Annotated in this window: 11 protein-coding genes and 1 pseudogene; 5 read left to right on the top strand and 7 right to left on the bottom strand. The window is 61.4% G+C overall.

The window, feature by feature from the left end:
* Positions 1-9: 9 nt before the first annotated feature.
* Positions 10-501 carry a hypothetical protein gene (locus tag K1X71_02270; GenBank protein ID MBX7071948.1) on the bottom strand — a complete coding sequence of 164 codons (492 nt, stop codon included), beginning with the start codon at positions 499-501 and terminating at the stop codon, positions 10-12.
* 168 nt (positions 502-669) lie between these two features.
* On the opposite strand from K1X71_02270, the gene K1X71_02265 reads away from it, so the two are divergent.
* Both K1X71_02265 and K1X71_02260 read left to right on the top strand, forming a co-directional pair.
* Positions 670-1,008, top strand: coding sequence for a hypothetical protein (locus tag K1X71_02265; GenBank protein MBX7071947.1), 339 nt, complete (start codon positions 670-672; stop codon positions 1,006-1,008).
* Positions 1,009-1,583: 575 nt separating this feature from the next.
* Complete coding sequence (locus K1X71_02260) at positions 1,584-1,835, top strand: hypothetical protein (GenBank protein ID MBX7071946.1); 252 nt, start codon at positions 1,584-1,586, stop codon at positions 1,833-1,835.
* A 23-nt stretch (positions 1,836-1,858) separates the two neighbouring features.
* Here the strand turns inward: K1X71_02260 and K1X71_02255 are convergent, their stop codons facing one another.
* A complete protein-coding gene (locus tag K1X71_02255; protein MBX7071945.1) occupies positions 1,859-3,280 on the bottom strand; it encodes a PDZ domain-containing protein in 1,422 nt (473 codons plus the stop codon).
* A gap of 389 nt (positions 3,281-3,669) precedes the next feature.
* On the opposite strand from K1X71_02255, the gene K1X71_02250 reads away from it, so the two are divergent.
* The 3 genes from K1X71_02250 to K1X71_02240 are packed head-to-tail and all read left to right on the top strand — an operon-like array spanning position 3,670 to position 7,347.
* A complete protein-coding gene (locus K1X71_02250) occupies positions 3,670-4,965 on the top strand; it encodes an aspartate aminotransferase family protein (protein ID MBX7071944.1) in 1,296 nt (431 codons plus the stop codon).
* Complete coding sequence (locus K1X71_02245; protein MBX7071943.1) at positions 4,947-6,431, top strand: acyl--CoA ligase; 1,485 nt, start codon at positions 4,947-4,949, stop codon at positions 6,429-6,431. Before K1X71_02250 ends, K1X71_02245 begins: the two co-directional genes overlap by 19 nt.
* Positions 6,432-6,450: 19 nt before the next feature.
* The gene (locus K1X71_02240; protein ID MBX7071942.1) at positions 6,451-7,347 is read left to right on the top strand and encodes an MBL fold metallo-hydrolase; all 897 of its coding nucleotides are present in this window, start codon (positions 6,451-6,453) and stop codon (positions 7,345-7,347) included.
* A 71-nt stretch (positions 7,348-7,418) separates the two neighbouring features.
* Here the strand turns inward: K1X71_02240 and K1X71_02235 are convergent, their stop codons facing one another.
* The 5 genes and pseudogenes from K1X71_02235 to K1X71_02215 all read right to left on the bottom strand — a co-directional run bounded on the left by K1X71_02235 (position 7,419) and on the right by K1X71_02215 (position 13,389).
* Complete coding sequence (locus K1X71_02235; protein MBX7071941.1) at positions 7,419-8,228, bottom strand: hypothetical protein; 810 nt, start codon at positions 8,226-8,228, stop codon at positions 7,419-7,421.
* A gap of 237 nt (positions 8,229-8,465) precedes the next feature.
* Positions 8,466-9,728, bottom strand: a complete 1,263-nt coding sequence (gene glgC, locus K1X71_02230) for a glucose-1-phosphate adenylyltransferase (GenBank protein MBX7071940.1) — start codon at positions 9,726-9,728, stop codon at positions 8,466-8,468.
* A gap of 279 nt (positions 9,729-10,007) precedes the next feature.
* Positions 10,008-11,978 (bottom strand): asparagine synthase (glutamine-hydrolyzing), encoded by a 1,971-nt coding sequence (gene asnB, locus K1X71_02225; protein MBX7071939.1) that lies wholly within the window; start codon positions 11,976-11,978, stop codon positions 10,008-10,010.
* Positions 11,979-11,981: 3 nt separating this feature from the next.
* Positions 11,982-13,079 carry a glycosyltransferase gene (locus K1X71_02220; protein MBX7071938.1) on the bottom strand — a complete coding sequence of 366 codons (1,098 nt, stop codon included), beginning with the start codon at positions 13,077-13,079 and terminating at the stop codon, positions 11,982-11,984.
* A 7-nt stretch (positions 13,080-13,086) separates the two neighbouring features.
* Positions 13,087-13,389 (bottom strand): annotated as a pseudogene (locus K1X71_02215) (glycosyltransferase).
* Between the last annotated feature and the right edge of the window lie 15 nt (positions 13,390-13,404).

Below are 13,404 nucleotides of genomic sequence, written 5' to 3'. Positions count from 1 at the left end.
CGATGGCGGTTAGCCGCTATCGCCGGTTGGTGGTAACGGCGGATTGGTCCGCCATTGGTCCAGCACTTGCGACAAGAACGCGGCAGCGGTCGAGTGTTCAATCGGCGCCACCGCGGCAAAATAGCCGCGATCTGCCACGGCGCGATTGAAGGCGGAGGCGAATTCGATCGCCTCAGCTAACGCGAAATCCTGCGAGGCTTCCACGCTATGCACGCATCCGCCAAGGCTCACAATCAACACACTGTAGCGAGCAGAAAAAGACACCGAACTGCCTCCCGGACTATCGCTGTGGCCGCGTTCGAAATCAGCGTCACGGCAAGAGATGTCGCGAGGCTGAGCTTTCGATTGTCTCACAGCAGAATATTGATTTTGTTGAAATTTAACAAAATTTGTAGTATTTTGTAAGGCTGGCGGGAGCAGGAACCTGACGGGCGGCGGCCGCATGGCCGCCGCCGCCAGTCGGCTGACATCGCCTTGGGCAATCTTCGTATGGGCATCCAAACTTCTTTCGCGCTGTTTGCAAGGCAAGCAGTCCGACTATGGCAATGCTTCCGGCCGCAAATGGCGGACACTCGTGCGGCGGACGAAGTGCCCGCTAGGGAATGCGAGATACGGCTTCACATTCAAGAAGCGGCGACCAACGCAGAGCTACGTCGATTAGGGAGCGCCTTGAGAGGATGGCTCCACGAAGCGACGTTGTTGCGTCGCTGGCATGTGGCCTGTGATCTGGAACAGCTCAACGCTCTGGTGGATGGTCAATCGTTGCACTGCCTTGACGCATTGTCGTCGTCGCGCGACGCTAATCGGCAATTGCTCGCGCGGCAAGGCGATCTTCGTTTCCGCGTTCGCTTAGAAGCCACGGCGGTGGCTTCGTTTGCGGGTGAGCTACTTGCCGTGGCGTCGCCTTATGGCAAGGCGGTCGATGTTATTCCGATCGAGGCCGAAGGAGCCATCGAGACCTTCGCGGCGACGAACAGCACCTTGACCATGTCGGGCGTCGGCTCTTAGCGTGAACGTCTCGACCGGCGGCGCTGTGACAGCGGCGTCAGCGTCCGTTCATCCGGCGAACATCCGCATCGTCTCGATTATGCCGTCGTTCTTGCAACGGGACGAACATCATGTCGATGCGTCAATGCGTTGCCTCTTGCGCCGTCGTCTACATGACCTGCGCTGTGCTCCGGCGCGCCGGAGCCGAAGCGAGTGGCGCGGCTCGCGCGTGCATATCAACCTCGGCGCCTGCCTGAGAACTATCGGATGGCGATGTCGACTTTATCGGCGTCGATCGCTTTCATGGAATTGCGGGTGGCAAGCAGCCAGGACACTATTTGCACGGGCGGCGCCCACACAAACCACATCTACCGGATTGAGCATGCGATTGATCGCTCGGAATAACGCGAACATTCCGCAAGCGCCGATCGACTGCCGCAGGCATTTCAACGGAATTTAATCTCAAATCGCCCTGAATCATTGCCAATGGGCCAAAGCGCTCACACAATAGCTACGGGGCGATCGCAGACCGCAAACGGCTGCGGCGCCAGGGCAGTTAATCCACCATCACACTGCCAACCACGCGAGTGCTTTACATGGCCAAGGGAGACTTTTCCGAGCGCGATCTGCGCGATCTGTCGGACCGCTTGAATAGCCTATCCAAGCGCCTCATGGCGCTGGCTACGGCGATGCGGGTGCTCAAGGTCGAGCAACTCGGCATCGACAAGACCGCTTACATGTTCAAAGCGATCACGACCGTGGACGATTTCGTTTCCAACGGGTTTCGTTCGCTACGCAAAGAGAAACCGACGATCAACGTCCACGATTTTGTGCCCCCAGGCGACTAAACGCCGCTTCCAATTCGCGCCGACTACAGCCGCACTTCGATGGTGCTTTTGCGTCGGCTGCCCGGCGCCACGATGGATAAACGCAAGCTTCCTTTGGCTGCGCGCTCAGCATCGATCAAGTCGCTGGGATGCAACACCGGTTTGTCCCCCGCCTGCACGATGATCGTCCCAACCTGCAAACCAGCCCGCTCCGCCGGGCTGCCGCGCTCGACCTCGGTGACTTTCACCGCGGCCTCATTGTCGTAGAACGCCAGTTCGGTCACGACACCGATTTGTCCAGGCGCGGTTTTGTTCGCAGACGGTTGTTCCGTCGGCAATGTGGGCGCCGGTTTGACTGGACTGCCGCCGAGCGGAACTTCCACGGGCACGTCGCGCCCGGTACGCACATCACGCACCGTCAGCGTGATGGCCGACCCGCTCTTGCGCAGCGCTGCCGCAAGTTGTTCTGGCCCGGTCAGCGGCGCGCCATTGGCTTTGACCAGAATATCACCCACTTCAATACCTGCTCGCGCCGCGGCGCCGTTGGGTTCCACCTGGCTGACCTTCAGCGCGGTGCGCTGCCCTAAGGTTACTCGTTCGGCTGCAATGCCGAGCGAAGGGCCGTCATCCTCGTCGCTGGGTTGCTCGCGGGGCGGCGAGTTATCGATGGGATTTTGGGCCTCTGTTTCTCTGGCCGGCGCCGCACGTGTGACGATCGTGATTTTGGCGGTTCGCCCTGTGTTCACATCCACAACCAACAGGTCGAGTTGTGGATTCGCCGCCGTCATGTCGAGTAGCTGCTCGACGCTCTCAAGCGAAACAGAGGCCTCGCCTGCGCCAACCAGCACATCGCCCACCTCCAGGCCCGCCTGTTGAGCCGCGCCGCCACGTTCAATGCTGGTCACGCGCAATCCCGTCTTGTTCGCAAACTGGATTCGCTCGAGCGTCATGCCCAGATGGGTTGCGTCCGTGGCATCGTCAGTCGGTGACCTTTTGGGGGGAGGATCGCCCGTCGTGACGCCGGCCACAGATTCGTTGAGCAATTCGTACCACTTGGGAAAGGTGGCCTGCCAACCACCTTGCTCCCGAGGCGTCAGAAACGCTTTGATTCTGCTGCGCTCCGCGGGGGGTGGCAGTGGATTTTGCACTTGCCCCAACCGGCCGGTCGGTGCATGCCGTTGCCAAACGTAGATCGTCAACAGTTCTCCGGGCGCCGGGTACTGCTGGCGGGCGCCATCCGGCTGGATGTGTCGCGCTTCGGACTTACTTACCGTGATTTCGACCAGATAGTCCGTGCGATTCTCGCGCTCGCTGGTATACAACTCGCGCACCACCCCTTCCACAACGAGCGCCGCCTCTTCAGGTGGAACCAGCTTGGGCTGCTGCGCGACAGCGTATGCCGCAAATCCGCTGAAGTATTCGTGTGCGACAACGAACGCGAGAATTGGCCAGTGGCATCGTTTCATGAGTCGCCTCGATTCGAAAGTGCGCATTCCCCTACGCGCGATGCTTGATTATTGCCACCAGGAGTACTTGGACCACAAGGTTCCAACTTTGCTGGCGAACCATCTGGCGCACAACGTGCTGGTGCAATCGGTCGGAGAAACGAGGCACTGTTCTGGAAAACTTACCAATTTTCCTAGTCGCTAATAGTCACCCATTAGTCCTAGATTGCAGAGGCTGTTTTGGTAATATGAGTCGTCTTTGTGGAATAGGCAGTTCGCGGCAATTGTCCGTTAGCGACGGACACGCTAACGGGGTGCCCGAGAATCCGCAGGCTTTTCGGAAAAGTTGAATTATGGCCACGATTGAGCAGCAAACCCGTACGACAACTGCCGTTACTAACGAGCAAATTTTGGCTCGTGCCCGCCAGGCCATTGCTGGTGGTGACAGCAGTAACATGCGCGTGCTGCCGTACCACATTCCGCTAGTGGCTGATTACGGCGACGGGCCGTACGTCTGGGACGTGGAGGGGCGGCAGTACATCGATTTGAACATGGCCTATGGGCCGCTGATCTTTGGCCATCGGGCTGAGAAGATCATTGACGCCGTCAGCTACCAAATCGGGAAGTTTGGCAGCCAGCTTGGATTTCCCACGGAAATTAGCGTCCGTGTCGCCGAAAAGTTGAAACAACTGTTTCCGGGCATGGAGTTGGTCCGCTTCTCCAGCACCGGGACCGAGGCTTGCGCCTCCGCGACGCGGCTTGCGCGCGCCTTCACAGGGCGTAATAAGTTGATCGCGTTCGAAGGGCAATATCACGGTTGGAGCGATGCGGTTTTTCATCGCTACCACGCCGATCTCGATGATTTGCCTGAGTCCGGCTATGGGTCAGCATTGCCCGGCACCCTGGGGATGAACGGCAATCCGCACAATTTGATCGTGGTGGAATGGAACAACGCCGAACGGCTAGCCGCGGCACTGGCCGAGCACGGCCCAGAGGTGGCCGCCGTCATCATGGAACCGATCGCCGGCAACAGCGGACTGATTCCGCCGGAACCAGGATATTTGGCGCAAGCGCGCGACTTGGCGCATCAGCATGGCGGCTTGCTGATCTTCGACGAAGTGATCAGCGGCTTGCGCGTGGCCGCCGGCGGCGCGCAGCAACTGTACGGCGTGCGGCCCGATATCACGATCGTGTCGAAGGCGCTGGGCGGCGGTTTCCCCGTCGCGGCATTTGGCGCGCGGGCCGAGATCATGAATCTGATCGCCTCGCGGCAAGTGTTTCATGGCGGCGTCTATTCTGGCAACGCGGCGGTGATGGCGGCCAGCGAAGCAGTGCTCGACGAGATCATCTCTCAAGGCGACGTGCTGTATGAACAACTCAACGGCCTGGGTGAAATGCTGGCAGTGGGCATGGGAGACGTCCTTTCGCGCCATGGCATTGCCCATGTGGTTCACCAGGTGGGACCGATTGTTTCGGTGTTTCTCACACACGAGCCTGCCGGACGTTTGACAAACTATCGGGCAGTGCGGCGAGCATGCGACTTCGAGGGATTCATTCGCTTCCAGCACGCCATGCAGAATCGCGGCGTGTATTTTCATCCCAACCAATTCGAATCGATGTTCCTCTCCACGGCTCACACAGAGGAACTGTTGGGCATCGTGCTGGATCGAGTTGAGGACGCCTGCCAATGCGGCTGGCAATCGTAGATCAATCGCTCAGTAGCGCCCCGATCCTGGCGGCGTTCGAGTCGTATCGTGGCTCGATCATCGACCTCGATACCGGCCAAATTTACGGCCCCGCGACGATGGCGCGCCATCATGCTGAACTCGGCCACGCGCTGGTCCGAGCCGGAATGCAGCCAGGCGAGCGCGTGGTGATGGCCATCGGCAACGGCCCACTGTTCGTCTGCCTGCTGACGGCAATCTTGGCCCGCGGCGGCTCACCGCTCTTAGTGCATGTGAAGACTCCGGCCGCCGAGTTGCGGAGATATGCCCTACGCTTCGGCGCAAGCTGGGTCGTATGCGATGGATGGTCGGCCGATGAATTGATGGCAGCGGAACTTGTGGGCGCTCCACTATCGCGTTCGTTAGCAGCCGACTGCCTTTGGAGTCCCGTCGCCTCAGCCGATCCGTCGTTTGAATCTCGCTACCCCAGCTTGCCCGGCGTGCCGCTGCATCCCACGTCAGGCACTACCGGAGTTCCGAAGATCGCCGTGCGACCAGGTCCGGCGGCGATTGCGGAAGCGGATCACTACATCGCCACCATTGGCATCGACGCGCGCGACACGATTCTCGTCGCCAGCCCCATGAGTCACGCCTACGCCTACGGAATGGGGGTCATGGTCCCGCTTGTGAGCGGCGCGAATATCGTCAGCACGCGCAACTTTGAGGCCGCCACGGTGCGCAAAGCGCTGGTCGAACTGGGGGTGACCGTCTTGCCCGCCGTGCCGGCCATGCTTGATCTTTTGATGTTTGGCGCCGGTGATCGCCTGCGCGGCGCGGCGCGCTGCGTGCTGACCGCCGGGGCGCCGCTGCCAGAGCGGACCGCGCGCCGGTTTTTTGAATGCGCCGGACAGCATGTACGGCCCTTGTATGGCACGACTGAAACGGGGGGCATCAGCGTGGGGCCGGCGGACCATGAGCTTGCGTTGGGCGGCTACGTAGGCCCTCCCATGGCCGGGGTCGAGGCCGAGGCGCGCCGATCGAGCGCCGATTTGCCGGCCGATACCGGCGTCGCCAAGCTGTACATTCGTAGTTCCTCGATGATGGCGGGCTACCTGGGCCTGGGTGAAATCGACACTGCGCCATTAGACGACGGTTGGTTCTTGACCGGTGATCTGGCGACCCGCGACGCCGAGGGGGGCATCTACCTCAAAGGTCGCCACAACGAAGTCATTAACGTCGGCGGCCTAAAAGTCATTCCTTGCGAAGTGGAAGACGTGATTGCCGCGGCGCCCGGCGTGCAGGAGGTGAAAGTGTACGCGGGGGAGGACCGCAACGGTCGGCAGTTCGTGAAAGCGGCTGTGGTGGTGGCCGACAGCGCGGGCGCGCAGCATGTGCAGGAACATTGCGAGCGCGAGCTGGTGTACTATAAGCGCCCCCGCAATGTGATTGTGCTCGATCGACTGCCGCGCACCCCCAGCGGCAAGATCGTGGTCGGCCAATTGCCCTAGGCCCAAGGGGGGCCACTCAGTGAGCGTTTCGTTGCAGTCAACACCGCAAATCAGTCCGCCGGTCACCCTGCGTGTGGGCAAGTGGCGCGTCGATGTGCTCGACGGCGGTCGCTTTCAAATGGATGGCGGAGTGCTGTTTGGCGTGGTGCCGCGGCGGTTGTGGCAAATGGCGCGCACGCCGGACGCATTGAACCGCCTGCCGTGCGCCTGCAATTGTCTGCTGCTGCGCGACGGTCATCGAACCGTGCTCATCGACACCGGCTACGGCGGCAAGGCTTCGCCGCTGGACCGCAAGTTCTACGCGATGACTGCCGGCAATCCGCTGATGGCGAGCCTACAGGCAGTCGACGTCGATCCCGCCGATATCGACACCGTGCTGCTAACCCATCTGCACTGGGATCACGCTGGCGGCGCCAGTCATCGTGACGAAAGCGGGCGCGTGGCTCCGAGCTTTCCGCAAGCCCGCCATGTCATTGGACGGCTGGAATGGGAAGACGCCAACAGCGCCGCCGATGAACTGGGCGGCGCCTATAGCCAAGAAAACCTGGCGCCGCTCCGCGATCAGGTCGAGCTGGCGCTCATCGAAGATCAAGACGAAATCGTCGCCGGCCTGACGGCGCACGTTACCGGGGGACACACACGCGGACACTTGGCGCTGGTGCTAGAATCGCAGGGCGAAACTGGCCTGTGCCTGACGGACCTTTGTCCAAGCACCTATCACCTGCGTCGGCTTTGGAGCCTGGCATACGACCTCTATCCGCTCGATACGCGGCGCGAAAAGCCGCGTTGGCTGGGGCGCGCGGCGGATGGCAATTGGGTCGTCTTTTGGAGCCACGATCCGCGCTACGCTGCCACCCGATTGACGCGCGACGCCAAACGAGAGTTCGCCATCGGCGAAGCATGGACGACAGGCTGACCAGCGGCCCAGGGTGTTGGCGTCCGGGAGCAGTAATCGCCGGGCGCGCGACAGATTTACTCGCCGGCCCTTTATGCTTCACTGGGCGCCAGCGCCAACTGTCGCAGTGCGGCCAGCGAGTCCAGCACGGCCTCTTGCGACACTTCACTCCATCCAGCCAGCTTGTGGCGTAAGATCGCTAGTTTGAAAGATTCCAGCGCCTCGGCCAGGTCGATTGGCAACTCGGGCAGCGCGGCGAATGGCCGAGTCGGCACCGAGGCCTCCGCCGCGTCGCTGCCGCCGGCGCTCATCTCGGACCAGCCTGAGTCGGCCTCGCCTGCCCCGTCATCGTGGTCGCTTTCGTCGTCCACATCGCGCTCGGCAATGACCTCTTCGCTGGCCGCAATCGTGCGTGGAATCTCCTCGACCGCGGCGCGTCCATCAGTCGGCGCGTCGTCATCGAATGGCGTTTCATCAACGATCGTTTCGGCGTCAGCGCTCGCTTCGCCAAGCGCCTCGCTCCGCGCGCCGCGCATTTGCGAGATCGACCAGCCACTTTGGACCGCGCCCTCCAACCACATTTCGGCATCATCCCATTCCAGCGCCGCTTGAAAGTGGCTCCAGAACAGTCCCGCGTAGTCGCTTGCCGATTCGCCAAAACGGGCAAACGTTCGCCGCAGTCGTCCGACGTGTTGACTGCTGACGCCGCCAATCCGCTGTGCCCAGGCCTCGTCGGAGTACTCGGTCGCCGGCGCGCCGGCGGCAACCAGCGCCGACCGCCACTCGCAAAGGATTCGTCCCTTTTCCCAGTTGGTGGTGCTGACCAGCCGCCGCCATTGGCCAATGAACTGCTGCGAGGCTTCCTCGGTCGCGGGGGAAAGATCTGCGTAGGTGGCTTCCATCCAGTGAAAATCCTTGCTTCGTGCCGGAGGTGCGCAAGGCCCTTGGTGGCCTCACCGATCTTCAGATCGTAATGAAGTCGGCGCCGAAGCAGAATCGTCGCGGCCGCACAGACCGACAGCCAATCGACAAGTTTTCCACAATCTGGTCGCACAACCACTGCGAAGCGCAGAGTTGTGGCGGCGCTACAATGCGAAGGCGCCCGCGAATCTTGCCGAGACGCTACGGGCGGCCGTCGATCACGATCCGACCGACTGCTCCGACTCGACAAAATGCTCCACGCCGTCGGCCTTGGCGATTACCGTTACCCCGTTGTCACTGACCACAAAGCCACGGGCGCGATCGAGCTCGGCGTCGTAGCCGATTTCCACGCCGGGGGGAATATGCACTCCCTTATCGATGATCGCGCGACGAATCTTGGCGTGCCGGCCGATATCGACATGATCAAAGACAATCGAGTCTTCCACTTGCGCGTAACTGTTGACGCGCACATTCGAGCCGATAATCGAGCGATAAACGCCACCACCCGACAAGATTGAACCCAGGCACACGATGCTGTCTAGCGCCTGTCCCCGACGTCCCTTCGGCGAATCCTCGGCAAACACCGTCTTGGGCGGCGGCAGATTGGGCATGTAGGTGCGAATTGGCCAGCGCTGGTCGTACAAGTTCAGTTGCGGATCGACGGAGATCAAATCGAGATTCGCTTCGTAGTAAGCGTCGAGCGTGCCCACGTCACGCCAATAGGCGTCCCCCTTGCGGTTTTCGTCGAGGAAGGGAAACGCGAATACGCGATGCGTGTCGATTGTGGAGGGCACGATGTTGCGGCCGAAATCGTGCGCGCTACCTTGGCGTGTGGCGTCGATGCACAACTGCTCGAACAAGAACCGAGCCCCAAAGACATAAATCCCCATCGACGCCAGCGCGAATTGCGAGTCGCCGGGGATCGACTTGGGTTGGTGAGGTTTCTCTTCAAAGCCGACGATGCGATAGTTTCGGTCGACCTCCATCACGCCAAACTGGCCCGCCGCCTCTTCGGTTCGGACGCGTAAGGCGCCCACCGTCATGTCGGCGCCTTGTTCCTGGTGAAACTCGACCAGGCGGTGATAATCCATCTTGTAGATATGGTCGCCGGCAAGCACCACGACGTACTCGGGCCGCTCTTTCTCGATCGAGTAGATGTTCTGATAGACCGCGTCGGCCGTTCCTTGATACCAGTTTTCGTCGATCCGCTGTTGTGGCGGCACCACGTCGATAAATTCGCCAAGCTCCCGGCAAAGGAACTTGCGCCAGCCGATGTTGATGTGCCGGTCGAGGCTCATCGCCTTGTACTGCGTGAGCAGCAACATCTTGCGCAGGCCGCTGTTCAGACAGTTCGACAGCGTGAAGTCGATGATCCGATAGGCGCCGCCAAACGGCACCGCGGGTTTGGCGCGATCACGCGTCAACGGCTCCAGTCGAGATCCCTTACCGCCGGCTAAGACCACGGCCAGCACATCCTGCATCGCGCTTCTCCCGCTGGAATGGACGAGTTTGCAGACGACGGTTCATTGTAGCGAAGGTTTGCGGATCGCAGAACGTGGGCAAAATACGTTCACCGTACGTGCGCAGTCACTGAGTTCGAACTCGCGATCCAAAATCGAGCCCGCCGCATTTCTCATCGACCTTTGTCACGGCGCGATCCGACTCAATTCACGCTTCTAGGGGTTCTGCCGCTTGCGGCGCGATCCATCGCCCCAATGGCGGGGTCCGTCAGATGGAATCTCGGAGCGGGCAGTGTCGGTTCAAGCGCGCTGGGCGAGCGTGCTTGCGAATACCGGCGCGCTGCTGGCGACCGGGGCATCGAGCCAAGTGCGATGCCACATTTCAAAAAACAAAAGCGCCCACAACCGCGCGCTGTGGTCGGCCACGCCCGACTGATGGCTGTCGAGCATCTGCCGCACCGCCTCGGACCGAAAGTAGTCACGGCTCTGCGCTGTGGGGCCTAACAGAATCTCGCGGGCATAGTCGCGTAGTTCATGGCGAAACCAATGATCGAGTGGCACGCCAAAGCCCATCTTGCCCCGCCGCTGCACCGATTGCGGCAACAGATCGCCAAACGTCTCGATCAAGATTCTCTTGCCGCGCAGCCGCCGATATTTCAAATGCGCCGGCATCGCCGCCGCCAACTCGACCACGCGGTGGTCCAAGAAAGGCGCCCGACATTCCAGGCGGTTCGCCATCGAGGCAATGTCGACCTTGACCATCAAATCGCATGGCAGATAGGTGACCAGATCGGCCAAGCTAGCCGCGGTCACCGGATCGCGCCGGCTGGAACGGCCCAAGGCCTCAGCCAAAAACTCCACAGGATCGCGGCTGGGGAGCGTCGTCAGAAAATCCTCTGTGTACAGTTCGCCCCGGGCCGACTCGTTGAACACCCCCACCCAATCCAAGTTGCGGCGCGCAGACGAGTTGGCTAGCGCCCTTCGCCAACGATGAAATCGCCGTAAATTGGAACGTTGGCGTCCCGCGTCCGGCAGTCGCTCCCAAAGCCGGTTCGTCAGCAGCCAGCGTACGCTGGCCGGCAGTCGGTCGAACCACTCGGCCACCTTCACCGCGCGGTAGCGGAGGTAGCCGGCGAACAGTTCATCTCCCGCGTCACCGGTCAACGCGACCGTGACATGCTCGCGGGTGAGCTTCGACACGTAATAGGTGGGTATCGCCGAGCTGTCGGCAAACGGCTCGTCGTAATACCAAGCAAGCGTTTCGAGCACGCCCACACTATCGGGCTCGACCTTGAACTCGTGATGTTCGGTCCCCAGCCGCTCGGCCACCTCACGCGCGTAGGAAGTCTCGTCGTACTCGGGAACCGGAAATCCAATTGAGAAGGTTTTTACCGGCTGCCCGGTCAGTTCCTTCATAAGGCCGACGATGATCGACGAGTCAATGCCCCCCGAGAGAAACGCCCCCAGCGGCACATCGGCTTGCAAGCGCAACTCAACCGCGGAGGTCAACAGGCGGCGCAACTCGCGGCGATACTCTTCGGCGGGCAATACATGCTCGATATTGAAATCGGGGTTCCAATACCGCTCGACGCGCAGGTCGCCATCGCGCCACACGGCGCAGTGCGCCGGCGGCAGCTTGTGAAAACCCTTGAGAATCATCTCCGGGTGCGGCACGTATTGGTACGTGAGATAGGCGTCGAGCGCCGTGGGATTGATCTCACGCGGAACGCCGGGGATTTGCAGCAGGCTTTTCAGCTCGCTGGCGAACAAAAGTCGCTCGGGCTCGTGCCGGTAGATGAGCGGCTTTTTGCCCATCCGATCGCGGGCGATCACAAGCTGTCGCCGATTGGCATCCCAAATCGCCAGGGCGAACATGCCGTTCAAATGCCGCAGAAAGTCGATTCCCTCGTCCTCGTATAAGTGAACCAACACTTCGGTGTCGGAGGCCGTGGCCAGCACGTGCCCAGACCCCTCCAAACGCTGACGCAAAATGCGGTAGTTGTAGATCTCGCCATTGAAGGTGATCCACACCGTGCCGTCTTCGTTCGACATCGGCTGTCGCCCACCCGCGCGGTCGATGATCGAAAGTCGGCGATGCCCCAGCGCCGCCTGCGCGCCCCCGGTGACGCCAGGCAGCATTTGAGCGCTATTTTCGTAGAAGCCGCGGCCATCAGGACCGCGATGCGCCAGCACGTCGGTCATCCGCTCGAGCACATCGCGCTCGATCGGTGTTCCACGGCTTGTCCAAACGGCTCCGGCAATTCCGCACATCGTTTAGCCCAACAACTCTCGATACAGGCTCGTGTATTGATCCACCATCGCCTCCAGGCCGAACTGGCTCAAGACTCGGGCCTTGCCGGCCGCGCCCAGCCGCCGCGCCAGGTCAACATCGTCGAGCAATCGTTGCGTCTTGCGAGCAATTTCGGCGCGATCTCCCATCGGGACGAGGAAGCCCGTCTCGCCATGAATCACCAGATCGCGATTGCCAGGAATATCTGTAGCGACCACTGGCACGGCGGCCGCCATCGCCTCCATGATCACATTGGGCAGACCTTCGTAGCCGCTGGCAAGCCACAAGGCGTCAAAGTGAGGCATCAGGCGCGGCACGTCGTCGCGATGACCGAGAAAATGAACTTTGTCCTCGATGCGCACATGGCGTCGGTAGCGAGTCAAGCGCTGGCGGTCGGGCCCGTCGCCAATAATCAGCAAGTGAACGTCGTCGCGCACCACCTTCAATAGGTCTGCGGCCCAGATCAAGTCCTTCACGCGCTTTTGCGGCCACAGCCGCCCCACAGCGCCAATCAATCGCGCATCGGGAGGCAACCGCAACTCGGCCAGCAATTGGTCGCGGCTGACACCGGGCGCCGGCGAGGGTTGAATCGCGTTTGGTATGACCACGAACTTCTCCGCGGGCAAGCCATGCTCAAGATAAAACTCGCGCACGCCCGACGAGTTGACCACAATGCGATCGGTGCGGCGCGCCAGACGGCGATCAATCGCCAACTCGTGCCACGCCTTCCACGGATCGGCGCAGCGCTCGCTGGCGACGATTCGCGGCACGCCGCCCGCCAAGGCCGCCATCCGGCCATAGGAGTTAGCGGCAAAGAGCCAAGTCTGCGCCAGATCGGGGCGGAGGGAAGCGATGTGGCGTTTCAAACGAAAATACGCCGCTGGGTCGATCTTCCAGTTCTTGCCGATCACTGTCACCGGCACGCCGGCGGCGCGCAGGTCGTCTTCCAAGGGTCCGCCGCGCGTCAGCGCGCAGACGTGCGTCTCGAACTCGTCGCGCGGCAGATGTGTCGCCAGCAGCGCCAATTGCTTCTCGGCGCCAGAGCGGTCGAGCGACGGAATGATATGCAATATGCGCTTCAATGTCGCCTCAAGAGTCTCGTGCCGCGCGATGGGAAGTCACCAGTTGGGCGAACAAATCCAAGTGGGCCGCCGCGCAGGCAGTGAGTGAGAACTGCCGCTCCACGCGCGACCGCGCCGCGGCCGTCAGACGCTGCGCCAGTTCGTGATCGCCAAAGAGCCGCATGATCGCTTCCGCCAGGGCTTTTTCGTCGCGTGGCGGAACCAAGAGCCCCTCTTGCTCGTGTTCGACCAGCGGTTGATTGGCCGGAATGTCGGTGGCGATGACGGGCAAGCCTGCGGCAATAGATTCCAGTAGCGAGAGCGACATCCCTTCTTAGAGCGAGGG

The sequence above is a fragment of the Pirellulales bacterium genome, from assembly GCA_019694455.1.
Classification (GTDB): domain Bacteria; phylum Planctomycetota; class Planctomycetia; order Pirellulales; family JAEUIK01; genus JAIBBY01.
Note: the sequence above shows the minus strand (reverse complement) of the source record. Positions and strands in the feature narration are given on the sequence as shown.